The sequence below is a fragment of the Rhizobium sp. N324 genome (genome assembly GCF_001664485.1).
Classification (GTDB): domain Bacteria; phylum Pseudomonadota; class Alphaproteobacteria; order Rhizobiales; family Rhizobiaceae; genus Rhizobium.
Genome location: NZ_CP013630.1, coordinates 3,030,074 through 3,055,075 on the forward strand (window position 1 = coordinate 3,030,074; position 25,002 = coordinate 3,055,075).

The window sequence follows — 25,002 nt, forward strand, 5'->3', positions numbered from 1 at the left end:
CATTGTTCCCAACATGACCTTGGGCAGGCGATTCTCAGGCTTCGGGATCGACACGAAAGCGCATGCTTCCAACGGTGGCAGAGTACTATCAGCCCTCCGCCTATTGTGGCGATGTGTCCGGGTCCAAAATTCCACGCGCTGCGTCTACGAGCGGCCTCAGTTGATGAAGTTCATGGACGCCCTGCTGGTATAGCTCGATGATGATGGCGGCTACACGTTCGGCTTCGTCAGAGGGAGACGGGACGTTGTTGGCAGAGCAGAATTCCTCGAGGACTATCTGGCACTTCGATAAGTCTTCCGATGTCAGCGGCTGGTCATGCCGGTGATAGCTCATCGCTCTTTCTCTCATTCTTCACCATCCGTGTCGTGCCCTGAGATGGTTTCGGGTCGGTCGCGGTTCAAGAGCAGCTGGCAGCTGGTGCTCCAAGCGCAGACCAAGGCCGAGCTATCCTATCAGTGAGCGACCGCGAAAACGGGAATTCCGGCTTCTGACGCCCGGTGGTATCCCGGACTTAGGTCGGGGTGGCAGCCAGACGATCTCTTTCTTAGGATGTCCGAGCAAGCAGATGTTGCTGAGCTAAAAGTAACCTTCATGGCGTGAGCAGCTTTGACAGGGTCAAACCAGGCTAAACGTCATCGGATGATCTTTAAAGGTAACGACATGCGCAAAACAATAGTGTTCGGTCTGGCGGCTTTGATCGCCGTGTACTTTGTCGGCGGCGAGAGCGCGAGACATGAGATATTTCCTTGGCCGCAACTTTCCGCGCTGAAGAAAACGGTTGGCGGAGAGAAGCCGGCGGCTCCAAGCCGTTACACCTTCGACGACAAGGAGCGACTCATCGGCGATGAAACAAAATCGGCTGTGCCCTGCCCGGTTCAAACCGATCGAACTGCCGTCCTACTCATTCTAGGCCAATCGAACGCCGCCAACGACGGTGGGCAACGGTACCGGTCAAATTATGGCGCTCGCGTTGTAAACGCCTTTGACAAGCGGTGCTTCGTCGCGGCGTCGCCACTTCTTGGATCGACCGATACCAAGGGAGAGTACTGGACGCGTCTTGGCAACGAACTGATCGCCTCGGGCCAAAATGACAACGTCATCCTCGCACCGCTCGCCTATTCCGGCTCTGAGGTCGCACGATGGGCGAAAGGCGGTGACCTCAATCCGGTGCTGATCGACACAATGAAGCAGCTTCAGGACTCCGGCCATCGGGTAACGAGCGTCCTTTGGGTACAAGGAGAGAAGGACCTTGTTTTGGGCACCACCACGGAGGCCTATCAGGAGCGGTTCATGTCGATGGTCGATACATTGCGCCAGCACGGCGTCGAGGCACCCGTTTACATTTCGATCGCATCGAAGTGCCTCGAACCGAGCAACGGCGGCTTCAAGGAGCATATTCCAGACAACGTGATCGTACGGGCGCAAATGGCCCTGGCGAAAAGCGGCCACGGCATCCGAGAGGGCGTGGATTCTGACGCGCTGCTCGATGGAGACGACCGCTACGACGATTGCCACATCGGGGGCTCAGGCGCTGAGAAAGTCTCGCTGGCCTGGCTGGACCTTCTGAGCGGCGACCGCCGCCTGGAAAGCTCGCGATAGTCTTGTCGGCGATTTCATTCTTTTGGTCCGTGCGAAATCTTCCTGAATTACCGGGGGCCCGAAACAGAAAGATGCCCCGCAGAACGGAGCATCTTGTATCAGGCTGATGCCGCCTTATTAGCGATGCGGCACCGAGGGGGCGGATTAAGTAGCAGGATGACACAGTTCAAAAAATCGTCAATTTACCTGAACTCAGTAATCCTACTGCGGAACCTGGTCGGCGCTCAGATCAACGGGGCTTATGACCTCCGGCCCTACGTTTCTGACGGTCAATATGCGACGGGTAATGGGCCACATCGTCATCGCGTCGTCATCGAAGGGCCTCATCAGGCCGCGTGGGTCTGGGTCTGCTGACAGCCAACGCTGGTAATCCTCGGGACGAAGCACGACCGGCATCCGATCATGGATTGTCGCCATCATCTCATTCGCGGGACAGGTGACGACAGCGAAGCTACGGATGTCGATGCCGACCGGGTGACGCCATACTTCCCAGATGCCTGCCAGCGCAAACATCGACCGGTCCCTCATGGCGATCGCGTAAGGCTGCTTCTTGGCCGACCCGGTAATGTCCAGCCACTCGAAGAAGCCGCTAATCGGGATCAGGCAGCGGCGCGATCGGTAAGCGTCCCGGAATAACTCATTCGAAGCTATGTCCTCACGGCGCGCGTGGACGGGCGGCTGACGATGCGGCCGATCCATCCAAGACGGAACAAGGCCCCAGCAAGCGACGGCAATGGAAGGCTTAGGACGATCGCGCTGGCGTTCCGCGTCTTGAGTGATGATATGGTACACCTCGGTGGGGGCACCGTTGTATCTGGGGAGGCGGCCGCCCAAATCGTCGACGTTGCCCCGCTCAGCGAAGCTAAAACTTTCGGCCAGCTCCTTAAATGAATGATTGATGTAGATGCGGCGGCACATGCGAAAATCTCATACATATTCCTGAGCGGCCGATATGGGCGGTCAGAGCATCACGTCAATACATAGCGGTCTTGAGCATTTTCCGATCTCCCTGCGTCATTCAGGCAGTCGTAACAAACTATCGTCTCCCGATTGGGGGACCTAAGTCGGGCTGGCGACCTCAGGGCTCGCTACACATATTGTTTTTGAGGCAATATGAGGTCCATGGGAGGGGCAGGACGGAACGGGAACAAGAAAATGAAGTTTGGCCCCAACAATCATGGGGAGCACTGTCCAGAAGGCCACAGCACGGCGGCGACCATCGCGACCATCTCGGCAGCTCTTGCCGCCGATCCGGACGTTGACAGCAGCGCCGTCGAAATCAGAATGCTCGGTCCGGTCGTTCTGCTCGAAGGCTACATAACAAAGGCCTCAGATCGCGACAAAATCATCTCGCTCGCAGCATCCATCGTCGGCTGGGACAACGTCCAAGACCGGATGCTGAGCCGCATTCCGCCACAGTAGTGGATGTCAGTTGGCGGCACCCAATTTGATTTAGGACCAAAGTCGGACCAAACCTCGGCACTAAGTCCTACCCCCGGAACCCATCCTCGTTTTTCCGGTTTGGCCCCGAGCGGACCTAACCGCATCAAGGAGGAAGATCAGAATGAAAATCAAAGCACTAGGAATTGCCGCCGGCATCCTGGCGGCATCGGCATCCGCCTTTGCGCAGTCTACGACAGTCATTGCGTCACCGCCGGAGAAGGTGGTGACCTTTGTCCAAAAGGCTCCCGCCCCGACTGAACGCGTCGTGGTGAAGGAGAAGGTTGTCGTCGGGCAGCCGCTGCCGGAAACGGTGGTCGTGACGCCAATTCCCGATGACCCGACATATGCATACGCGATCGTCAACGATGAGCGTGTGATCGTCGAGCCTTCCACGCGGAAGGTGATCCAGGTCGTCAAGTGACCGACCGGCGGCTCGAGCCGCCCCTTCCAACAACAAGGGCACGCATGCACCGCACGAGAATGCGGATTGCATCGCGTGTCCAAATCTCGGAGATCGATCATGAAAAGCAGCCATCTCGCCATTCTGGCCGCGGCGCTCTCGCTCGGCGTGTCGCCGCTCGCAGCGCTGCCAGCCGCAGCCCAGCAGGACACGCAGAAGAGCGGCCAGACCCAGTCCGGGTCGCAGTCTGACTCACAGTCCGGCTCTAGCGCCAGCGGCAAGAGCACCGGCACCGACTGTACGCCAGACGCTTCGGGAGCCTGCCCGCAGGGCAAGGGGCAGTCGTCACAGCAGAAGCCCGCTCAAGGTTCGGACACCCAAAAGAGCGCGCAGCAACCTTCGAACGACAACACTTCGACGAGCGGAAGCGCGTCGGGAAAGACTTCGACTGAAACCAAGCCTGGTTCGACGGACGCCAGTGGAGGCACGACCACCGAACAGAAGGCCACCACCAAGTCTGGCACTACTGACGCAGGCGGCTCGGCCACCACAGGCTCGAAGAGCAGCACGCAGACTACCAAGCCCGCAGAGGGAACCGGCAGCGGCAGCACCACGCAAAGCGGTGATGCGTCGAAGCAGTCGACCGATCAGAACGCTACGACGACGAACAAAACCTCTTCCGAAACCAACGTCAACAACAACACCACGACTAATAACCAGACATCGAACACCAAAACCAACGTCAACATCTCGGTCGAGCAGCAGACCGAAATTCGAACCGTGGTGAAGGAGGTTCATGTTGCGCCGGTGAAGGAAGTGGACTTCACGGTCTCCGTCGGAACGAAAATTCCGAAGAAGGTCCGGCTTGAAAAGCTGCCGACGCGCATCGTGAAGATCGTCCCGCAATACGAAGGCTATCGGTTCTTCATCCTTGCAGACGGCCGGATCGTCATTGTCGATCCCGATGCTCTGACGATCGTCTACATCATCGAGGCATAACCAGGCATTCCCCGGCGGCGCGTCTTTCCGCCGCCGGGGACAGGAGTATTCAATGATATATCGTCAAGAAAAACGGTCTGGCATCGCCTTTCCGATCGTCGTCATCTTGATCGCGATGGTGACCATCGTGGGCAGTCTCGCACTTTCTTCAGGTTCCCGTTCGCCCGCACGGGTTTGGGTTCCCCAGAGTTCGGCGGGACAGTTATCCTATCGTGGCGGCGTCAACGCTTTGAGTGTGGACGCTATGACTGGGGCTTTGCCGGTGAACCACCGAGGAACTCTCGTTGCTCGTCCATGAAGTTGATTGCCGTTCAGACGGCGACGTGACTGCTCACCAGTCCATCGCGAGTGAGACGATTCCGTACATCTCTCTTTCATGGTCGTACCCTACGGCCGAACATGCGGTTTCCGAAATGGCGGCAATGGCTCCTTCCCGGAGCGGTCGCCCTACCAGCTTATTGCGACCAAGCGCAGTTGCCTGACTCATCGCCTGTCGTCGCGCTTCTCCTGTGACATCAACTGGCCGATCGCAGTCGCGGAAAGCGCCTCGGCGGCGTACCCGAATGTGCCGGCAGACTTCACCTCCTCCGCAGCCCGTAGTAACGCTCCAAGTGCAGTCCGCGCAAATGATCCGCCGACACTCACCCGTCGCACTCCGGCCGCCGAGAGTTCGGCAACGAAATAACTTTGTCCGCGCAACCCCATGACGACGTTGACCGGCTTATCCACGCCGGCACAGACCGTTCGGATCGCTTCGATATCCGGCAAGCCTGGGCCGTAAAGCACATCCGCCCCAGCGGCCGAAAATGCCTGTAATCGTCGGATGGTATCGTCTAGATCAGGCCGTTCCCAAAGATAGTTCTCTGCTCGCGCTGTTAGGAGGAAAGGCCGGCCACGCGCCGCCTCGGCCGCAGCCTGAACGCGCTCGGTGGCATGGGACAGATCATAGATTGGCCTGGCGCGATCGCCGGTCGCGTCTTCGATCGATCCGCCCACAAGTCCGACCTCGTTCGCCAGGAGGATTGTCTTCGGCACAGGGTTCCGGCGCGGCACCGAAGCCATCTTCCAGGTCGGCTACAACAGGCAAATCGGTGGCTTGGACGATTTCGGCAGCGTTCTCCAAGATTTCGCCTCGTCCAAGACTTGCGAACGAGTCCAGCTTGCCTTTCGAAAAAGCGTACCCCGCGCTGGTCGTCGCAAGTGCTTCAAATCCGAGGCTCGACAGGAGACGTGCCGAACCAGCGTCCCACGGGTTGGGGATCACGAAAGCACTATCCCGCTGATGGAGCGCCTTTAGTAGCTTGTACTTCCCCTCTTGGTCCAGCATCGCTCCCCTCCCCAGTTGGTTGCGGCGAGCCTAGCAGGCGCGCACGGTATGTGAACACTGCTTAGGTCATACGATGCAGAGGATTCTTCCAGGGGCTGTTGCGCCATCCCCTTCCCGCCCCCACGCAGCCATCCCCATTAAAAAGATCGCATCCAGCCGCCTCAGAGCGCAACGCCATTGTTGATCGCCCAGGCACTGAAACGCTCTCTGGCGGCAGGCCTGCGCTCTATCGCCCCTCGCAATCGCCGACTTGCCTCGTCTTTGTCGCCTGCGAGCCATGCCGCGCTGACTGACAACAGAGACGGGCTATTCCGAAGGGCAGCAGCGAGATGCGATATGTCGCGATGAGTTTCGAGCCATGGGAAGCCGACGGACAGCATTTTTTCCACGAGATCAGCGGAGATCAAATCCAGGTTTGAGCCCGACTCAATCGCCCACCAATGATCCTCGCCATAGGCGAGGCTCCCTAGTCGTTCCCGAATTGTCGACTCGTATTCCTTGGGTTTTCCATGCATTTCGACCTTTCCTGCAAGAGCTGCAACCGCGGCCACGTAGACTCCAAGGTTGACGACAAACTTTCCATTTTTACCGGAATTCGAACTGCTCGCTTGGACGTTCACGATCAGCCAGTTCTCGCCATCGGCCCGGTGCCAATTGCGTCCCGTCTTTTTGAAGCCACGCACTTTCAGCAGGTCCGCGAATCCGAGCTTGATTACCTGATCGATACTACGCGCAATCTCGCCCATGTAATTCCTCTCCAGTACCTGTAGCCATTGCCCAGCATGTATCCGCAGTCACCGTGTCGCCAGGTGCAGTTCGCTATATAGATTGAAATGACGAGAAACGCTGGGGAGCTGCTTTCGACTCTCTGATCCGCTGAAAGTGTTCGCTCGAACAGAAGTTCGTTGTCCTTCTCGCCGACGTGTTTCCACCCAGCCGCTCGATAAAACCGTTCCGCTCTGGTGCTTCGATCAGTGGTCAGCCATGCGCATTCAAATCCCGCTGACTGGAGGCAGAAGCGGGCTTCTGCGAGAAGACGTGAGAAGCTTGCAGATGTTTCGAAATTTTGCGGATCGGTCGTTAGCGATCAAGCCTGTGCCGAATTATGGGTGATTGGCCCCAGTTAGGACAGGCTGGCTACCACGTATCGAGCAAACTACAAGCTGGCGACGTCAAGTCGACCAAGCGAAACAAGTGGTAGCTTCCATTTTGCTGCACATCCCTTCGTGCATAACCCTTTGGGATTCGAGCTTTGACCTGTACCCGGCGGTCGGCGCACGCAAACAGGGCAGCAGCAATAGCCTGCACTTTGGGACCACCTGCGAAGACGCTGATCACAGCCCGCTCCCCAACCTTCATCGCATATTCCTCGAAGGTTTTGAGATACACGTCGATCGAGAAGGACCCAATTCTCCGAACCTCCTCGTCACCCAGTCGGTACATTTCCGTGATCTTGGCAACCTGCTGGTTGAGAAGAGTGTCGAGGTATGTATGACGTTCGCTCTGCGGAACAAGAACCGCCACCCTTTCGGGGCTGAATTCGTCCACTAGGCCGTAGAACATGTCGGCGTCGCCGCCGATGCCCACGATAAGAAATTTCTCCTCTCCCATGCCCCCACTACCATTGAGCAGTGGCACTGTTTCGTATCGGTCAACAGCGCTCGAAAACTCCGCCAATCCAGACGGAGGTGCATAGGAGCCCTCCGCATATCCGAAATCCACCGCCGGAAATGCGCCGATGCTGCCAAATCCGAATGCCACCAACCACTGGATATAAACGCGCGGCATTGTAGAGCAATCGACAAACACCCGTCGCAGACTTCCATGGTAGGTTCCGATCTGCCGGGCGAGTTCGGTGAGGGTGTGTCCGAGCGTATTGATGTTCTTGAGGAATTCCGTCGACGGAGCCAGCTTTATCTCGGTAATTGCGACGTCCCATTCCCTCGCAAGGTCGACAAGCTTTTTACGGTTGCCTTCAATAGCTTGATCGCCTGTATCCGCGAGTTCAAAATCCAGAACCAAGATGCGCTTGATATTCAGCGCGACGTGGGATTCCAGCGCCAGAAATCGCGACTCCCACCCCAGCGCGAATATCGCGATGTCGGCTGTGATGTTTTCCAGCTCATCGCCGCCCTTCAGCAGTTTGTGACCGACCGCTATGTTGCCGCAGACGCTATACTGCTCGGTCATCATCGGTCTCGTACCTCAAACAGCGAACCTTGGCGCAGACCCACGTCATCTGCGGGCGGGAAGAGCTCATCGAGAACGCTGTCGGCCCATTCTTCCGCGGTCTGGCTCCGATTGAGCAACAGCTCGACGACCCTCCCAGCCGGCAGAACGTTCACCACATAGGGACCTCGATAGGAAAACTGGAAGTGTGGTGCGAACCGACGGTGAAGGCGTACGGTGATTTCGTTTGCTTCGGGATTGTGCTCGGCGGCCTCGAGCTTCCCTTTTTCAGAGACCTCTCGAATGAAGCCGTCCTTCTCCGCACGCCTCAGGATTTCATCAATCTTCGTTCCGATCGGGTCAAGACCCGCGGCCAGCGCGCGCATTTCCGCACGATTAATACGGAAGAGCCCGCGCTCGGTCGTAGTTGCCGCCTGTCGCTCAATGACATCTGTTTGTAGACGAGATGTCAGTCGGCCTAGAGCGCGAACCATCCTCACGCTCTCTTCTTCAAAGGGCTGGGAAAGCGACGCCAGACCCTGAAGCTTTTTCTCGGAGGCCGCGGTTACCGCGCTTCGCTGTTTCTCCAGGTTCACCGGATGGTCCGAATTGATGAATTCCAGGAGACGCTTGGGTGACGTGCCGGACACCTCCTCCGAATAAATTGCACCCATTATGTCGAGAAAATCGCGGATGCAGAGATCGCTGAGCTGGATGATCATCTGGTAGCCGACATATGGATATTCGTGGAGGCGAAGTATCCTGCAGGCCTCCAAGAAAGCCCACCCCTGCTTTCGCGCAATTACGCGTTTCAACAGCACCGTATCAACGCGACGCTCTGGCTTTGGCCGGACGTCTTCCGACAGCTGAGCGAGCGCCAGTCCTTCGACGTACAGTCCAGCCTTGGAGTTGAGCGGGAACTGCCCCCTCTCGGCTTTGGTGACATGCATTTCGAAGAAATGACGGGCGTCTTCGGCGATCCTGACCAGTCGTTGCCTGCCTTCCGACGATCCAGATTCGATCACCCGCTCGATGATCTGATTGACCGACATCTTTCCAAGGCGGTTCCTTAGCGAGAACGCGGTCAATGGATCGTTACGACGGAGTTCGTCTTTTAGGGGCTCGGGAAGCGCATAGAAGAGCCTGAGCGACGCGACGTTTTGGCAAAGGGTGGCGAACTCGCTGTCCGTAGCGGAGTCCAGGTTTTCGACATCCCGATCAGCGCTCGACAGCGACTGCCCCGGAATTACTGTCCTGATCGTGTCGTATATGCCGCCGATAAAGGCGAGGACCCATTTGACCTCGCCCCTTGTCTTCCGAACGATCGTGTTCAGGAACTGTTGTTGTAGTGGCGTCAATGCCTCGCAGTCGTCAATCATGATCTTAAACTGCAGGGGCTGGTCGGTTGCGAAAGCCGGGCCGGATATAAGTGGTGAAATCGCTTTCACGACCTTGTTGATCAAGGATCCCGGGTCGGTGGCGAAGAACATCTCGCGCGCCTTCTCGCTGCCGACGAAGAAGGCATTGAAGCAGTTGTCGATATAACGGGAGACCAACCTCCTAAGCTCGCCTAGCCCAAAGAAATCTTGACGGCCGCCGATCTCTAGGAAGTGCAGCACTTCGCGATGTATCGCCAACGCGGCGTCGCGATCCTCCGTCCCGGTGTAACCGAGGTTCCCCTCCTCTCTTAGTGCGGAGATTGTTTCCAGCAGCCGCTCGATGATTTTCAGTTCGAGATAGTGCGAGAAAATTACGAACTGCCGATTTTTGACCGCCTCGGGATCAAGCCTGATCGGACCGGGGATGAGAGTGAGCGCAGCGTTGTCTATTAGGGGTGAAAAGGTCTCGTTAAGCTGAAAGAACACCCCATACCACGGCAAAATGCCGACCTGCTTGGCGAGGTTGGCATCTTCCAGGATGTGGAAGGTGGACAACGACCGGAGGATGCTCGTCTTCCCGCTGCCTCGCGTGCCGGAGACAAATATCGGCTTTTTCGCCTTCGATATTTCGCGCGATTTCTGACTGAACCACAAAACCGGGCGGCTCTCGTACTCAATTCGATTAGGGCCGAATGGATTTTGCATTTTAATTGCCCTTCACCCGGATACGCCAACTTTTGTTCGGCCTGTTGAGGTCATCGATCTCGATCCAGTGCGACGCATGAAGCATAATGAGGGCGTCTTCTAGGGCCTCTCCCTGGAAGTCGAAACCAGCCAAATCCTGGACTTCGTTCCAGAAAAGCAAATCTCCGCTTCGCTCTTCCTTATACTGTTTCAGCCGGCGAAACAGTTCGTAGATTTTGCTGTCGATATTCGCGCGTGAGGGCGAAATTGTCGAAATAAAACAATGTGCGGCCTCAACCAGAGTGCCATCTTCAGACCTGGCACGATGGGGTATCAGCCGTATCCCCACGAGATCGTCATGTTCGCTTATGTAGAATACGATCTCGTTGAAGCCATCCTTGATCTCCGGGGCCGAAATGAGAACCAGTTTGCTGTCTGGAAGGCGAGGATCGCTGACGACTTCAACTGGATCCTGATGAATGTGCCCGTGAAGATAGACGATCGGCCGATTGAGACCGAGAATTTGGCTTCGAACAAAACCAGCGTTCAGCATTTCCCCGTAAGGCGAAATACGCGGTATCTTTTGCGGAAGCAGATTATGGTGTCCAACAAGCACGCCAAATGTGGCGTCACCCTCATCCAGCGTTCTTTGCACGGCGTCCAGCATCTGCGGCATTACATATGGTGTGTCGAGCTGACCGTAGTACTGCTCCACGAGCTTGGCAGGGGGGATGGTGGGAGCCGCCGAAGGGTCGACTTCCGCCCCTGGCAAACTGCCAAGGTCGAGTGCTGCCGTGTGCGTGTCGGCGGCCTGAAGTTTGTCGCGTAAAAACTCCGGCAGGTTATGCAATTCCCAACTCCCGACGGCGGTGTTCAGAAGGATCAGATTGAGCGAGCAGTCCTTGCCAGTCAGTTTGACCTGGACGGGTTGCTCGGAGGGGACCTTCTCCCAGTGATATTTTGCTGCCAGCTGGGCCATGGCGCGAAATTTCTCCAAGCGTCCCAGGTCCCGAGCGTCCGCTCGATTGACGTCATGATTTCCCGGGACAAATAGAAGCGGTGTCTCGATTTCTTTGCCATTGCGCCGACATAGCAACGTGAAATGTCGAAAAACCCCTTCGAGATACTCCGATCGCCCAGCCGTCGTGAAATCGCCGACGAAGACGACACCATGACAGCTTGGCCCTGTCGACAATTGGCCGATCTTTCGGAGAATTGCCGGGAACGATGAACGACGAAGACCGTCCGTAATTCCGGGGGCGAACTGGCGATCCTTTGCGTCGAGATTGCTTTGGTGGAGCCGCCAGTCCGGATAGTGGATGTCACCAATTTGAAGAATTCGAACTCGCCGCATCAAGCACCCCCCCATGATGCAACGATTACAACGACCCGTTGAGGTTTGCGAGACGTCACCGACGATTTTAACGAGATAAGTTGTACGCCGATGCCCGGAGATGCCACCGACGACGAGGCTTGCGCCGTCCTCCGTGACGCCGCGAAGGCGAAGAGGCCTCCTGATGCAAGGCCCCTAATCTGAACGCTGGGCCGCTTGGTAGCTGTCAGCGGTACACACCCGGAGCTTTGGCGCAGGCCTCCGGGTGACTCGATGAAAGCCTAAATGGGCTTAAACATGCTCTCAGCGGCATCCGACCGGAGGCGGGCCCAGAATTCCACCGCATATCTGTCGGTCATGCCCGCAACGAAATCGCATATGTGGCGAGCCTTCAGCGCTTCATCTTTACCAGCGTCCTGCACCTGCTTGCGCACGTCATCAGGCATAAGGAGATGTCCGTTCTCCTTCTGGAGCGCGTCGAAAATATCTTCGACAAGCTCTGTTCCGCGGTATTCACCGAGCTTCACGCGGTTTGAATAGATCGTCGAGAGGTACGTGTATTGTTTGAGAATCTCGACCTTGATCCGCGTTTCCTTGACGAGGCTAACCTTCGACAGCGCCGGGCACTCTTCATTGACCTTGAGTTCAACGTCGTTGATGAATTCTTTCACCAGTTCCGAGCTGAGTTCCATCCTCTTCCCGGCGTCCATATTTAGATCGCGAGATGCTCTCATTGCACCGATGAAGTTCGCCATATCGTCCTGCTTGCGAGCTTCGCCATCGTCCGACGTCTTCGGTTCTCCTGTCGCGAAAATATCGCTGAAAATCGCCACAAACGTTGCCTGCACCTTCGAAACCGTCACGGTCTCTCCGATATCGTCCTCAATCTGCTCGGTCACCACTTCCGCAACGCGCTTCAGCAAGTCGTCATCCGTTGCCAGGATCGACGCGGGCGTGAGGAAGCCCGCCTTTAGGCTGTCTTCCAAGTCATAGACCGAGTACGCGATGTCGTCTGCGATATCCATAATCGCGCATTCTACGGTCTTTAGCTTTTCGCCTTCCGGAAGCGATTTACCGCCTAATACCTTACGCTTAATCTCGGCGACAATCTTGGCCTCGGATGCGTAGTAACCCTTTTTGGGCTTCTTGGCGTCGGGACGTTTGACAGGAATTTCAGTGTCGTACTTCAAAATGGCGGCAAGCGTCCTGAAGCACAAATTCAGACCGGCCCTGAAGTCGCCCTCGACGGGCGCGTCGTACTTCGCCTTCTTTTCCAGCCTGCTCAATATCCGCAGTGTCTGAGCGTTCCCCTCGAAGCCGCCGTAAAGCCTCATTTTGCCGTCAAGCGCCCGCTCACCGTTGTGGCCGAACGGCGGGTGCCCAATGTCGTGCACGAGGCCAGCTGCTGCGCAAAGTCGGCTGTCGATTTTCTTGTCGCCGAGCGCCAATTTGAAAACATCGTTCAGGCGGTCGGCGATACCCTCCGCAATCTGCGCCACTTCAAGCGAATGGGTCAGACGATTGCGGAAGAAATCCGATTCATGTCCAGGGAAGACCTGCGTCTTTCCCTGCAACCTTCTAAAGCTCGCACTGTGAATTATCCGACCGAAGTCCCTAACAAAAGGAGGTCGCCAGCTCTCCGACTTATCGACCTCGCCATTTTGACGCTGCCGATCGTCGTCGGTGTACATCTCAGTGGTCACTATTAACGAGCCTGAGCCTGGAGCCGCGCCGCTTCCTGCGCAGCCTTCTTTGCTTCCTGCTCGCGCTTCAGTTCGAAGCCAAGGCGAACAGCTTCACGAACTCTGTCCTGGTTAACTTCTGCTGCCTTACGGGCTTCTAGTACTGCTGCATATGCCATGATCTTCCTCCTGGTGAAGCGCTATGTCCGGGTACAACGAGCATGCGCCTTATTGGTTTACGACGGGTTTCAAGTTCCCGCATTTAAAAGCCTACCGGGCCCACACGCGTGCCGGAACCCCGGCTTTGCGCAGAACATCTGCCAGATGGCTGGTTAAGCCGATTCTACGGTCAAGCGTAATACCCGTGTCTGGCGTAAGGCCGGCGGTCAGAGACCTCAGTTGCTCCAGCCCTCTCGATACGTCGAATTCGATCCAGACCGCTGCATTGCCCGGGACGATAGTGTCACCGTCGGAAACGCTCGCTCCGCTGTGCAGTTGGACAACCCAGACGTCTTCGCCATCGAAGACCCATTCGAACCTCGTCGCGCCAAGGACAAGGTGGAGCGTTTCGTGCAGCTCCCTTACCTTGCCAACGACGGTTTCTGGTACGCGTTCGGGATCAGCCAAACCTACCATCATCCGGTCGCCCGTCCCTTTCACGCCCTCGACCACAAGGCCGCCACTAGCGGTCTCGATCGCGGCACCCGACCACTGCGCGGCAACACCCTTTTGCGACAGCACCGATGATATGGCCGTGCCTTCCGGGTCTTCGGCTTGCAATAGGGCAAAAGGGTCTTGCCAGCCACGGGCAGTTGTAAACTTGCCTGGAACCTGCTCCGTTGGGCTGGTGCGGATCCAAACCTCTTCGACACCGGTCGACCGCCCAAACGAGAACGGAGCGATGCGCCGACCAATCACCGTTGTCCGCGGCACCGGAAAGCCGTTGATATCTGCGATCAACAGACCGTACGCTTTGTCGCCGATCATCCGGCTGAAATCGTTGGGCCACTCGGCTTTGATTGGGACCGGAGGGAAAAAGTCTTGGGAATGCTCCCAGAAAATGACGTTTTCCTTCTTCCAGCCACGCGGTCGCGGATGAAGACTAAATTCAAGCCTCCCTCGCCGGCTCTTCGTGAAGTCGACACTTACACCGTAAACCGTCTGAAACAAGCGAACCGCCCATTCCGTCGGAAGCCGGGCGAACCCGGGCTTCTCGACGCCTCGCGGGGTCATGTCGGGCCGGAATTCCACAAGCTCGCCCATGGCGACACCGGACACTCCCCCGTCGGAAACATCGATCGTTTCGTTGACGATCGTGTAAGCGCCCTCGCCGGCCATTCGCTGCACCGCGGCGACAGCAGCGTCAACCGTATCGACACCGTATATGAATTCGCGACTTTGCGCTTGGTGCGCACTGAAGCTGCGAACGTTCACGGTCCCTTCTGTACTTTCTCCGAAGAGCGCCGCTATCGCGTCGCGAACCGTTTCGAACCGGTAATTTGCCTGGTAGCCTGCTATCCTGGAGAACTGTTGCGCTGGTCCGTGCTCCTTGGGGGCGAAACTTACAAACTGCGCGACATTGAACGTTTGCGCCAGCCGATCCAACGTTTCGTCTTTTCTGAAAAACGCTCCGTCAGGTTGATGAGGTTTGCTTTGCGGACCGACCAACGTAACTTCCTTCACTCTACACGCCTCAGCGCAATTCCCTGCGCTCGTGCCGAGCATCCTATCTGCTAGTTTTGCGATGGCCAAATGACGTTCGCTCACAGCAGCACGATCTCCCCAGTTTTGCGGCTAACCTTCCGCATGAGAACAAATAGAGAACAAAGCCGCGGCTGTCAAGAATCTTGGGCGGCGCGGGTCGTTTGCCAAGGAAGTGATAACGACGGTTTGATCGAGAGCCGGCCCTCACCGAGCGCTGTGGATTGTCTCCACCAGACCTTGATAATCCGCCTCAACCCTCGCTACGCGGTCCGTGACCTCGGCCATGTCAGTTGACATCAGCTGTGCAAGTTCGACTTCGCTCATCACGGTCACCTTTTGGCTTCCGGTAAAGTGAGCGTTGTATCGAAAGGGATAGACGTTGCCGACTGCCCGGTCCAATGTCATCTCCGTCTCCAAGCAAGCAGCAAGCAAATTGACGACGATGGCGTAGGTACCCCCCAGTTGATCGGACGGCTTGTCCTGTATTGCCCAAAGGATCGGGTAGAGCCGTTCGCGAGCTGTGAAAATATCGCGTCTCAAGCGCCCGATAATCAATTTCGTCAGAGCCTGCTGGCTAAGCTCGTTCAACTCTTCCAAGCTCGCCAGTGTGACGTTGGTGTTGATAACGTGCCGCACTGCCCCAGCCTGAAAACCGCTCTCCGACATCAGGAACGCTCTGTCCGCACCCACGTCCTGAGCGATCTGGAACAGGGAGAGCACGTTCTCTTTTTCGACAGGGCGGTTCCAGAGCTTGCATTCGACGATCCAGCAGACCAAAACGCCGAACATTTCGATCCTGGCGACGACATCGACGACATGGCTTCCGCGGGCTCCGTCGATTTTTTCTTCGACAGCGACTGAGAAACCGAGCCGCTGGAAGTGGTCGGCAACATCCCTTTGGTATTGTCGCCATGGGACAACTGAACTCATCAACGGGCGGCCTCACCGGCCAGCTCGCGCATTGTATCTGCGTGCTTTTCACATCCGCGGCAACGCCCGCAAGTGTATTCGGCAACGTGGCAGGAGAAAGTTGCCCCCAGCAACGACTTCGGAACACCAGAGTCTCTGATAAGGTCGACCGGGTCGGTGTCGATCGCCGGCGCAGTGATCCGCACGCCGCCTTCCTGTATCGAGACCAGCGCATTGATAGCATCGACGAACGGCTTTTTGCCGTCCGCATGGACGTCAGTCGCGACGGCACCGAACATGATTTCCTGGAGCCCCTGCCCCACGAACTTCATCGCGGTCAACGTGATCAGCATTTGATTTCTGTACGGCCACCACTCGGGAGCTGATCCAACGGTCGCTGCTTCCGAGCCTGCCAGCGATCCCGACCCGAGGTGAGCCAGATCAACTGTCAGGACCTCGTGGCGAAGTTTCATCAAACCCGAAAGCCCGGAAGCCGCCCTGATTTCTCCCTTCGCCGGCCTTTGCCCATAGTCGATCGTAAGACATAGGTCAGGTCGCTGCGACCATGCCAACGCCGTTGAGTCCAGACCACCCGAGTAGAGTAGCAGTCTCATGCTGACCATGCCTCCATCGCGGCCTTATAGACGGCCGTGGTGTAATCGCTTTCCATTACGCAGCCTGTCCCCTCGAACATCGTGAGGTGAAGCGCGTCAAGTTGTTCGCAATATCCGACCACGGAAATTCCGGCCTTCCGGGCGTAGCCGACTTCGAAAATCGTCCCCGGGTCGGCTCCGTCTAGCAGCGCGAGCACCACCGCACTCTCGTTCAGACCAGCGAGATCGCCCAAAGCCAGGTCGCGGGCCGATTTGGCGGTACCGACATCGTGAAGCGGAGAGAAGACCGGTACGCCCATCGATGTCAGGATGTCACGCGTTTCCTCGATGAGCCAACGCTGACCCAACGCGAAGAAGGGTCCAGCGAGATAGAGCTGCCTCGGCGATTCCCGAGGCGTATAGGCGTCGCCATGGTGAAGGGCCTCGATACCCGGAAGCGGCAACTGGTGCCCGTCCACGAAATGCGCGACCGACCGAGAAGCCGCGTCGGCCGCCTCGTCGGGTCGCAGCCCGGCCTCGGCCCAGTAGTAGGCAAAAGCCGCGCTGAAGACATCGCCTGACCCGATCTTGAAAACGGTGTCGGATCGATAAGGAGGAACGAGCACGGAGCTGCTGCCCCTCGAGTGAACGATCGCTCCCCGTGGTCCGAGTTTAATGATGACTACATCGGCATTTTCGCGGGCGAGGATGAGAGCACCGGCCTCTTCCGGAGGAAGGCCTGTCGTCTGGCTTGCTTCCCAGCCATTCAAAACGATGGCCAAGTGCTCCGCTACAGAGCCGTTGGAATGGAAGGACTCAGGGTCAGCTCCTGTCTGCGGGTCGAAAACGGCATACTTAGCTCTTACGATCGCACTTCCCGCGACCATGCCGAAACGCAGCACGGCATCGCCTTCTACGCGCAGGGGCTCGATGTCCACCTCGCCGTCGTATTCGAGCTCCGCCGTGGATAGCTGATGGAAGTATCGAAAAGTCGCCGGCATCAGGTTTTCGGTGATCAGCGCCTTCACGCCGAACGATGCTGCAGACATGGCGATGTCTTCCGCCCATTCCGGCGGCGCGTATGTCGCGAGTGTCACATCCTTGGAGAGCTCGCTGATTGCCGCGGCCGCTCGAAGACCTGACCCGAAGAAGCGGTCCCAAGGTGGGTTGTCGCAAATCTCCCGATATGTGCCACCCGCCACTATCACGGCGCTAGCTCCACGTGGACAGTGACGATCGTACCGTTGAGGGCCGTCACCTGCGCGATGTACCGTCGACCGCTGCGCAGGCAGCCGACTAAAGTCGCCAAGCCCGGGAAAGCCGCCAATGAGCCGACGACGAGCCCGGCGGCAGTCTGGCAAACCACGACATCGAAACCATTGCTTACCGTGAGGACGACATGGAGCGTTGTCCCCACCGAAATGCCGGCCGCTACCGTAACATTGACGCCGCTGAGATTGACGTCGAACACAATCGCACAAGGATCAGAAGACTCGAAGCCGTCGCCTGCGCCTGTCGAAGCGCCCTTTTTGCCCGCCTGAGGCACTGCCTGTTGAGGTTGAGAAGAACCCCGTGATTTCCGTCTGCCACTGCCCGACATTTTTTCACCTTCGAGTCGTACAACTCGAAAATAGAAACTCTAGCGCTGGTGGAAGTCAAACGTCGACGCGGCCGAGTTTACGCATTTCCCCCCAAATTATCGCATCGAGCAACGAAGCCTTGATTTCCATGATTTTACAGAGGTCGAGGAAACGACGCTCCATGTCGAAATAGTCTCGCGGGAGCTTGGTTTCGCCGTGGAAGAGCCCCATTAGTTTTCCGGCTCGGATTACGTGGATGTCGAGTATTGCCACCTCGTCTGTCCCGAGCAAATTCCGCGCAATCCATGACGCGGTTTTGGGGCCGATCCCCGGTATCGAAAGAAGCGCATTCCGGAATGCCACTGGATCGTCCACCGAAGGCGGGTCACTCTCGATCTTTCGCAAGGCCACTTCGATTCTGGCGGCCTTCTGTTTTGGAAACCTGTATCGCCTTGGTCTGCCGTCCACGATGGCGTTCGAGCGGAGCAAATCTTCGATAACCGCTGCGGGCACCCTCGCCCCCGGCACGAAAACGCCGGCGTCGCAGAGAACCTCGAAGAACGCGTGGTTCATTTCGGCGGTGACGCCGTAGCCGCCCAATAGACAGAAGCCGACCTCCTCGTGAAGCGTGGCCGACGGGCTTACGAAACCGTGCGACGCCTCCGTCACCTGGTTCGCCATGGCGGCCCAGTAGGCCGGGCTTGGGACCCATTCGGGTTTGCCCCACTTGACACCTGGAAGAATCTCCGAGTGCGGCTGGTACATTCGTGACCTCCGGTGCTAAAGCGTCGACGCGCCTATTGACGCGCTGATAGAATATTCGTTTATATTCGTTTTATGCAAGAGAAATCGAACGAGGCGGCGACGCGAGACTGGGGTAAGATGCTCAATGCCATCGCCGTGAGGGACCGCGTCACCCAGACCGAATTAGCCTTGGCGCTGCATACCAGCCAATCTACAATATCGAAAATCATGCATGGGATCAGTCAACCTCGACCGAAACTGAGACATCGGATCGAAGCGCTCGCCGCCCCGACGGAGGTGTCGAGCCACTGGCTTGAAAAAGTAGGCGACGCGGCCCGCAGTTCCCCGAAGTTCTTCAAGATCGTAGACGCCGCCCTCGCCTTAGTGAATGCTAACGAATAATTTGAACAATGACGATGTAGCTCACCCACTGCAGACGATCGCGAAAGATGGATCTCTAGTCGGACCTTCGGAGCGAGGAGAACATTGATTGAATGTCGGCGTTGGAAAACGAAGTAGACGAAGGCGTAACCGCACTTGGGGAATGCGAACGCATTGGGCTCACCGACTCCTCTCGCTCGCGTTGCTCCTGAGCCCATTGGATCGAGGCCACCCGCTCTTCGAAGTCTGTCTTCTTAAACGAGAACGTTGCCGCCGGCATCAGTTGCTCGATCTTGTCTATGTTCTCGAGCCAATCGCCGATTACCTGCTCAGGATCCTCGCTTTTGCCGATCGCGTCCATGTCCAACACATCCACGGCTTCCTCGGCCGCGGTCTCGAAGTTCTTATAGAACTCTTCGGACATCTCGACTTTCGACGCCGCGAGTGCCGTTGCGAGCGACGCAAGTTCCTCGATTTCCATTGCGTACTCACGATCAGATGACACATACCTGTGCAGATGGAGGCGGAGATATCGCGCGTATGCCCCCGCATGCGGCAAATTGCTGAATCGGCCACTGTCGAGCTCATCAATGAACGGTGGGAGATTTCCCTCGTCTATCCAGAAAAGATCATCGGACTTGTACCGTCTGATAACGTCGCAGTAGCCTGTTTGACCCGAAGCCAAAATAAGGTGACCGATCAGCCCGGCGAGTTCGTGCAACGGGCCTCTGCCATCGACCTTGCCACTTGTGATGATGTCAAGCAAAGCCGTAGCGACTTGCTTTTTGATCTCAGCCGAGGCCCGGGGATCAATCTTTTTCCAAAGGGACATTGCGCCGGCCACCGATGGGACGGCACTCGCAAGGGTGCCAAGTACCCGCGCATCCGCCGATTCTCTGGAAAGATAATCTTGTACGGAGGGATTGATGAAATTGGCGCGATCGCCGTCGATAACGACAAACGACGATTTCACCTCGCGTAGCGTTTCTTCAAATAATGACGAGCGTACTTCGTCCTTGGTAACAACTCCGAAATTCACGACGGCCCGGTCGAAGAATACACGAAGCTTGTTCAATCTCGCGCCCGGCTCGGAAAATCGCTCATTCTCTGCGAAGTACATGCAATACAGAAGGACTCGAGCGTTCTGGCTGATGTGCCGCCTGAACGCCTTGTCCCAGATTTTGTCCGGGTTCTCCAGCGTCTGGAGGAATGCTTTGGGATATTCCGAAGGAGATATTCCGCGCTGCCTAATCTCGTCTGTCATCCATTGGATTATTCGCGGCATGTAGTTTCGGTGGTCGACAATCTGGCGCACGGTGTCGCCGACCAGCAGCGCCTGAACGGATTCTTGATCGATATCCGAGTGGTAGAGATGATTGTAAAGAATGCGAGCCTTTAGTTCCCTTGTGTAGGTGCTCAGGTTCAGGACCATTTCCGACATCTCGATTTTACGGTCGTCAAGGGCTTCCGATATCGCTCGTGCCGCTTCTAGGATGTAGGCTCGCGTGGTCAACACGAAACGCTTTTTCTTGTCCCGCTGAATGTGGGAGATAAAACGGGCGATCTTGCCGTCATCACGAGAGAGAGAAGCTGGATCGAGCCTGATCTTTCCGAGGAAGTCGTCGAACACGAAGAACTGGCGAACATCGCGCTGATAGGCGCGGAATGCATCGTCGATCGACGTAATAGAAACAAGCTCCCAGCCATCGTCGCTGTATTCCGCGGCGAGAACCTGTGCAAGTGTCGTTTTGCCGACCCCTGGTGGGCCGGATACGATCAGACAATGCGTGACATTTAGGATATTTGCAGATTTCTTGAGGCTTGGATTGACGACGAAGACCTTTAATATCCTCTCGATCTCGTCGTAGGTGGCCTCGGTGAATACGGCGATGTCATTCTTCAGCAGCCTGTCTAAAACCGTGGCGCTTGAAAGCCAGAGCTTTATGTTGCGCTTCTCCACGGATGCATGCTTGGAGAGAAACGCATTGATTTCCGTACGCCCCCATATCCTGCTGACGTCTACCGATGAATGACAGAGATGTGACGCCAGCAGTGCTTTGCGTGAGGGTGTCAGAGGCTGGGATGTCAGCAGATAGTATTCCGCAGGCTGCAGCCGGGCGATGTTCTTTGCCTCGGCTTTGACGGCTTTTTGCAGATCTGACCACGTGCTGTTTTTGTAGTGCTTGGCCTGGAGAATGATACCACCGTCAGCGTGCCCGTGACGGCCGTCTATGCCGCCATCTGCCCCCTCGGCGAACCGCTCAAATCGATACCCTGTTTCGGCCTCCACAAGGTCGACGCACAAGCCCTCGAATTCGATCGGCGACAGGTTGGCGAAATCGTAACGGTCGGACATCAGCAGGCGACTCCAAGGTACAAGCCCGTGATATTACTGAATAAGATGTTGCAGTCTACACGGTTCCCCGATCCATTTGGGGACTGCCGACTAGATGAGATAAGGCAAACCAAAAGAGGAAGACTTGCAGCATCATAACAACCTGTCGAGAACTTGGAAAACGCCCGCCTCCTTCCAAAGCTTGCGATTGCCGACCACGTATACCGACTCCTTCGCCCGCGTTATGGCAACGTTCAATAGGTTGGGCCTGCCTCCGGCCCACCCACGCGCGCCACGTTGGGCCGCTTCGGGCGCTCCCAGCACGAAGATCACGGCCTCCGCTTCTCTGCCCTGGACAGTATGGACGGTACCGACCCGCTCGCGGACCCAGCTGTAGGGATCATCGCCCCAGCCTTCCAACAGGCCGTCGCGTCGCAGAAGCTCGCGCAGGCGATCTTGAACCACGACGAACGGCGTCACGATGTAGAGGTTGGGAACGCATCCCGATGCCCTCAAGCGCCTCAAGCAGTCGACGACGACATCTCCCTCATCTTGGCACCACTTGTCTTGCCCCCGGCCCTCGACGTCGATCCAACGTGATTGCCCGAGGCAATCACGGATAGCGGACTGACTTCCCGGTTTCGCCTGAACCATGAGGTTCTCGTAGGCGATCGAATTTGAGATCGCAAACATCGGGTCACTGCATCGGCGATGCACGAGCAAGGGCACGCCCACCTCCCGCGCCCCAAACTTGGTCTCGAACGTGCCGAAATATTCGGTGGCGCTGTCCGCCAGCGTTTGCGCTGACGCGGACGGCGCGTTGAATATCGTGGGATCGATTCCGAATCTCAGGCATATCGCGTCGGTCAGCTGGTCCGGGAGAACAACGACCGGCTCGATCTGAATGGGATCGCCGACGACAACAGCCCGTTTGGTACGGATGAGCGCGCCGACGGCAGCCTGAGGGAGGGCTTGCCCAGCTTCGTCAACGAGCAGCCAGCCGAGCTCGGCAGGCCCGACTTTACTGAACATCCGCGCCACCGAGGCGAAAGTCGTTGAAACTGCGGGCACCACCAGAAACAGGGTCGACCATAGGTGGGGTATGAGCGCGTCGCGTTCCGGGCTTCCAAGCGACCGCGTCCCAAACCCGTCCATCAGTACGTTGAGATTGTGCCGGATAGGCTTAGAGGCCGCGGCGGCAAAGGCTTTGTGAACGGCCATAGCAGCCTCGAACAGGTCGTTTCGAAGCCGCGCCGTCTCCTCGTTGAGCCACGGTGACGCTTTTTGTCGCTCGGCATGCCCGAGCGCAAAAAAGTCCGAAGTTATAAATGTCCCGCCTACCTCGGCCTGGAGAGATCGAAGCTCTTCCTTAGCCTGATCCAAGGCGGCCCGTTTGGTATCAACGTTGGCCCGGATTTGCCCAAAGGTGGCGACGGCTCTCGAGTTGGCCTCCTTCTTCACGTTCGCTGCCTGCTCTGCGCGAACCAGATACTCCTTTGAAGTCGCGAGTTCAGCTTTAGCAACGTCGTTCGCGGCTTGCCAACTGCGAGCCGCTGCGTTGTTGAGGACCCGGCTCAAAATCCCTGGACGATGGTCCGTCGCGTTCTTCAGACGTCGCGCCGCCGCCTCCGAATGCTCGTTGGCAGTCGCCAGCGTAGACCTTGCGCGATCGGCCTCAGCCTCGGCCATCTGTGACGCCACCAAGCTGGCCTCCAGCGCGGTTGCCAGGGCTTCCATCTCTGTTTCCAACTTGGGAATTGAGGCCAGCAGATCGCTTGCCCTTTGAAGAGAGGAGAGCTTAGCTTTCACGTCGGCGCTGACTTTGCGAAACCGCGATCGAGCGGTTTTCCATCTCCTGACAGCCTCGTCATGGTCGGACGGGGGTTTTTCCTCGGCGATGATCCTGGGGAGGCGTTGTGTTGTCGTGCCGTCTTCCGCTTTCTCAATGATCACCTGGGGGTTTCCGCTTGCCTGTTGGAAGAAGCGGTGCATTCCCAACTCTTCATCCCACCAGAACTTTTGGCGGAATTCGCTACGGTTCCGGGCATTGCCAAGCACCGCGGCGATCATTCCCCAAGTGTCGCGCCCGAGGACATTGTCGGAGACGGATTTGAAATATCGAGGCGTCGCCACCCCATCGGTGACCGCTTGAATACCGGGCAGCTCCGCGCTGACGTTCTCGACCGCCTTGTTGTTTGAAGATGCCACGACGATCTCGTATCCGCGCAGAGTCTCGCTGACACGGTAAAGGTGAACGAAGGTCTGCCCCTTCTTGATCCGCTGGCCGGAATTCTTGAATGCGTCTTCCGGATCGTCGTAGCGGATCATTGCGTCCGCTCTCTTCGTAACGACACTCGCGATCACATCACGCAGCAGCGTGGTCTTGCCGGTGCCCGGCGGACCGTTGACGGCAAGAATGCCCTCATGCTCGAGGTCACGATGGGAGAGATTTACCGCACACTGCTGGAGTAGTGTCAGCGGATGTCGTCCCGGCGCTGGCCATGACGACGTCGGAAAGAGCTTTGGTTGAAGCACCTCCGCCAACGCCGCTTGATCGGACATCAGGTTTTTGCGATAGCGAGGCCTGACGATCCGAAGGTACCGCCCGAGAGCATGCGGTGCGTCACCGCTGCCCACCAGCGCACTGGCCTTCGCGAGATCACTAAGGAAGAACGAGTTTAGCAGCACCGCTTCAGGCGGGTCGGGAAACTTGTAGTACTGATACGAGCGAAGGACGATCGCGGGCGGTTTCGCGAATTCCGTGCCAAGGCCTATCCGTTGCGTCAACCACTGATACCCGGACGCCATGACTTCGCGTGTCAGCGGAAGCGGGTTGCCGTCCTTGTCTTCCCTCGACCACTTCGCCAGAAGTCCTTCGAGGAGCCCGCGCTCCACCTCCGGCCATCTCTTCAGGTCCCCGAGCTTGCCCGAAAGAGCCACGGGGACACCCCACCCGAAGCTTGAGATGGCGATCGGATCAGGGTCGACCAGCCTTCCTTCGCGGTCGACCATGATAGTTGCCAACACGGCCTCTCCGGAAGCCGCGGGCCTCTCAGCTCGCGTGTCGGTGTAGGCCACGAGCAGCGCGCCGACAGCCTTTTCCATGTTAACCGTTCCGAGGATGACCTGGTAGTAGAGCCGTTGATTAGGCCTGCTCTTTTCGCCACCATTTTCCCAAGGAAGCGGCCTGTCAACGATGCTGGCAACTCTAACGCGCTCGCCACCCACCATATCCTCGGGCCGCCGGAAGGTCGGCGGCGACAGTACCTCCATCGCCGTCCAGGCAGACAGGACGTTTTGGGGATCGTTCGAAATAAGAATATTGTCGCCGGGGTCAAACTGGAAAGCCGCTGCCGCTACGACGTCGTTATCGAGGGTATTTGCCTGCCCGCCCCCGGCGTCACTTGAGGTAAATTGGTCTTCGGTGCGATCCTCGCGCCTAGTTGGCGGGACGACGATTGGACTGGGATCAATTGATGGGGCAGCGTCAGGCACAGCTTCCGCGGCTTCGGGACGCACCTCGGGTGGCTCGCGTCTCCTTGACGTCGCTGGCTTGCTCTTTGGCAGAGTGCCGAGACTGGCCACGGCGCGAGCGTGAAGGGCTTTTGCTCGCTGGGTCTCGCGCTTTTTCAGCTCGGCGACCAGTGTGTTGAGGAAAGCACGATCGTCGCGGTTCTCGTCGAATAGTCGTTCGAGTTCCGCGATGCTCGAATTGAAATACGGCCTGCTGTTCATGGCTA

Annotated in this window: 20 protein-coding genes and 1 pseudogene; 5 read left to right on the forward strand and 16 right to left on the reverse strand. The window is 57.4% G+C overall.

Annotated elements, in window-relative coordinates; translation table 11 throughout:
* Positions 1-661 precede the first annotated feature (661 nt).
* Positions 662-1,600: a sialate O-acetylesterase gene (locus AMK05_RS14645; protein ID WP_064841388.1), complete on the forward strand. Its 939-nt coding sequence runs from the start codon at positions 662-664 to the stop codon at positions 1,598-1,600.
* A gap of 201 nt (positions 1,601-1,801) precedes the next feature.
* Here AMK05_RS14645 and AMK05_RS14650 read toward each other — a convergent pair whose 3' ends face one another.
* Positions 1,802-2,518, reverse strand: a complete 717-nt coding sequence (locus AMK05_RS14650; RefSeq protein WP_064839552.1) for an SOS response-associated peptidase — start codon at positions 2,516-2,518, stop codon at positions 1,802-1,804.
* Positions 2,519-2,755: 237 nt separating this feature from the next.
* On the opposite strand from AMK05_RS14650, the gene AMK05_RS14655 reads away from it, so the two are divergent.
* From AMK05_RS14655 to AMK05_RS14665, 3 genes are all read left to right on the forward strand, one after another.
* Positions 2,756-3,022 carry a BON domain-containing protein gene (locus tag AMK05_RS14655; protein ID WP_064839554.1) on the forward strand — a complete coding sequence of 89 codons (267 nt, stop codon included), beginning with the start codon at positions 2,756-2,758 and terminating at the stop codon, positions 3,020-3,022.
* Positions 3,023-3,164: 142 nt separating this feature from the next.
* Positions 3,165-3,464 carry a DUF1236 domain-containing protein gene (locus tag AMK05_RS14660; RefSeq protein WP_064839556.1) on the forward strand — a complete coding sequence of 100 codons (300 nt, stop codon included), beginning with the start codon at positions 3,165-3,167 and terminating at the stop codon, positions 3,462-3,464.
* Positions 3,465-3,563: 99 nt separating this feature from the next.
* Positions 3,564-4,442, forward strand: a complete 879-nt coding sequence (locus tag AMK05_RS14665; protein WP_064839558.1) for a DUF1236 domain-containing protein — start codon at positions 3,564-3,566, stop codon at positions 4,440-4,442.
* A gap of 483 nt (positions 4,443-4,925) precedes the next feature.
* Here AMK05_RS14665 and AMK05_RS14670 read toward each other — a convergent pair.
* The 13 genes and pseudogenes from AMK05_RS14670 to AMK05_RS14725 all read right to left on the reverse strand — a co-directional run bounded on the left by AMK05_RS14670 (position 4,926) and on the right by AMK05_RS14725 (position 18,567).
* A pseudogene (locus tag AMK05_RS14670) lies at positions 4,926-5,769 on the reverse strand (isocitrate lyase/PEP mutase family protein).
* 161 nt (positions 5,770-5,930) lie between these two features.
* Positions 5,931-6,515 (reverse strand): DUF4304 domain-containing protein, encoded by a 585-nt coding sequence (locus tag AMK05_RS14675; protein ID WP_064839559.1) that lies wholly within the window; start codon positions 6,513-6,515, stop codon positions 5,931-5,933.
* Between the two features lie 391 nt (positions 6,516-6,906).
* A complete protein-coding gene (locus AMK05_RS14680) occupies positions 6,907-7,962 on the reverse strand; it encodes a hypothetical protein (RefSeq protein WP_145924766.1) in 1,056 nt (351 codons plus the stop codon).
* Positions 7,959-10,022 carry an ORC-CDC6 family AAA ATPase gene (locus tag AMK05_RS14685; RefSeq protein ID WP_145924767.1) on the reverse strand — a complete coding sequence of 688 codons (2,064 nt, stop codon included), beginning with the start codon at positions 10,020-10,022 and terminating at the stop codon, positions 7,959-7,961. The genes AMK05_RS14680 and AMK05_RS14685 overlap by 4 nt, the downstream gene beginning before the upstream one ends.
* Position 10,023: 1 nt before the next feature.
* Positions 10,024-11,355, reverse strand: a complete 1,332-nt coding sequence (locus AMK05_RS14690; protein ID WP_190237323.1) for a metallophosphoesterase family protein — start codon at positions 11,353-11,355, stop codon at positions 10,024-10,026.
* Between the two features lie 260 nt (positions 11,356-11,615).
* A complete protein-coding gene (locus AMK05_RS14695; protein ID WP_064841389.1) occupies positions 11,616-13,025 on the reverse strand; it encodes an anti-phage deoxyguanosine triphosphatase in 1,410 nt (469 codons plus the stop codon).
* Between the two features lie 14 nt (positions 13,026-13,039).
* Positions 13,040-13,195: a hypothetical protein gene (locus AMK05_RS35245; protein ID WP_190237324.1), complete on the reverse strand. Its 156-nt coding sequence runs from the start codon at positions 13,193-13,195 to the stop codon at positions 13,040-13,042.
* Positions 13,196-13,286: 91 nt separating this feature from the next.
* Positions 13,287-14,699, reverse strand: coding sequence for a hypothetical protein (locus AMK05_RS14700; protein WP_237352110.1), 1,413 nt, complete (start codon positions 14,697-14,699; stop codon positions 13,287-13,289).
* Positions 14,700-14,924: 225 nt separating this feature from the next.
* Positions 14,925-15,650: a restriction endonuclease gene (locus AMK05_RS14705; RefSeq protein ID WP_064839567.1), complete on the reverse strand. Its 726-nt coding sequence runs from the start codon at positions 15,648-15,650 to the stop codon at positions 14,925-14,927.
* Positions 15,650-16,252: a 7-cyano-7-deazaguanine synthase gene (locus AMK05_RS14710; RefSeq protein ID WP_335725710.1), complete on the reverse strand. Its 603-nt coding sequence runs from the start codon at positions 16,250-16,252 to the stop codon at positions 15,650-15,652. The genes AMK05_RS14705 and AMK05_RS14710 overlap by 1 nt, the downstream gene beginning before the upstream one ends.
* Positions 16,240-17,430, reverse strand: coding sequence for a PfkB family carbohydrate kinase (locus AMK05_RS14715; RefSeq protein WP_064839570.1), 1,191 nt, complete (start codon positions 17,428-17,430; stop codon positions 16,240-16,242). The genes AMK05_RS14710 and AMK05_RS14715 overlap by 13 nt, the downstream gene beginning before the upstream one ends.
* Positions 17,427-17,822 (reverse strand): hypothetical protein, encoded by a 396-nt coding sequence (locus AMK05_RS14720; protein ID WP_143535841.1) that lies wholly within the window; start codon positions 17,820-17,822, stop codon positions 17,427-17,429. Before AMK05_RS14720 ends, AMK05_RS14715 begins: the two co-directional genes overlap by 4 nt.
* Positions 17,823-17,877: 55 nt before the next feature.
* Positions 17,878-18,567, reverse strand: a complete 690-nt coding sequence (locus AMK05_RS14725; protein ID WP_064839574.1) for an 8-oxoguanine DNA glycosylase — start codon at positions 18,565-18,567, stop codon at positions 17,878-17,880.
* Between the two features lie 117 nt (positions 18,568-18,684).
* Between AMK05_RS14725 and AMK05_RS14730 the strand changes: the two genes are divergently transcribed.
* The gene (locus AMK05_RS14730) at positions 18,685-18,948 is read left to right on the forward strand and encodes a helix-turn-helix domain-containing protein (RefSeq protein ID WP_190237325.1); all 264 of its coding nucleotides are present in this window, start codon (positions 18,685-18,687) and stop codon (positions 18,946-18,948) included.
* Between the two features lie 55 nt (positions 18,949-19,003).
* Here the strand turns inward: AMK05_RS14730 and AMK05_RS35575 are convergent, their stop codons facing one another.
* Together AMK05_RS35575 and AMK05_RS14745 are read right to left on the reverse strand one after the other, a co-directional pair.
* Complete coding sequence (locus AMK05_RS35575) at positions 19,004-21,283, reverse strand: restriction endonuclease (protein ID WP_237352111.1); 2,280 nt, start codon at positions 21,281-21,283, stop codon at positions 19,004-19,006.
* Positions 21,284-21,415: 132 nt separating this feature from the next.
* Positions 21,416-24,997 carry a DEAD/DEAH box helicase gene (locus tag AMK05_RS14745; protein WP_064839578.1) on the reverse strand — a complete coding sequence of 1,194 codons (3,582 nt, stop codon included), beginning with the start codon at positions 24,995-24,997 and terminating at the stop codon, positions 21,416-21,418.
* Positions 24,998-25,002 lie beyond the last annotated feature (5 nt).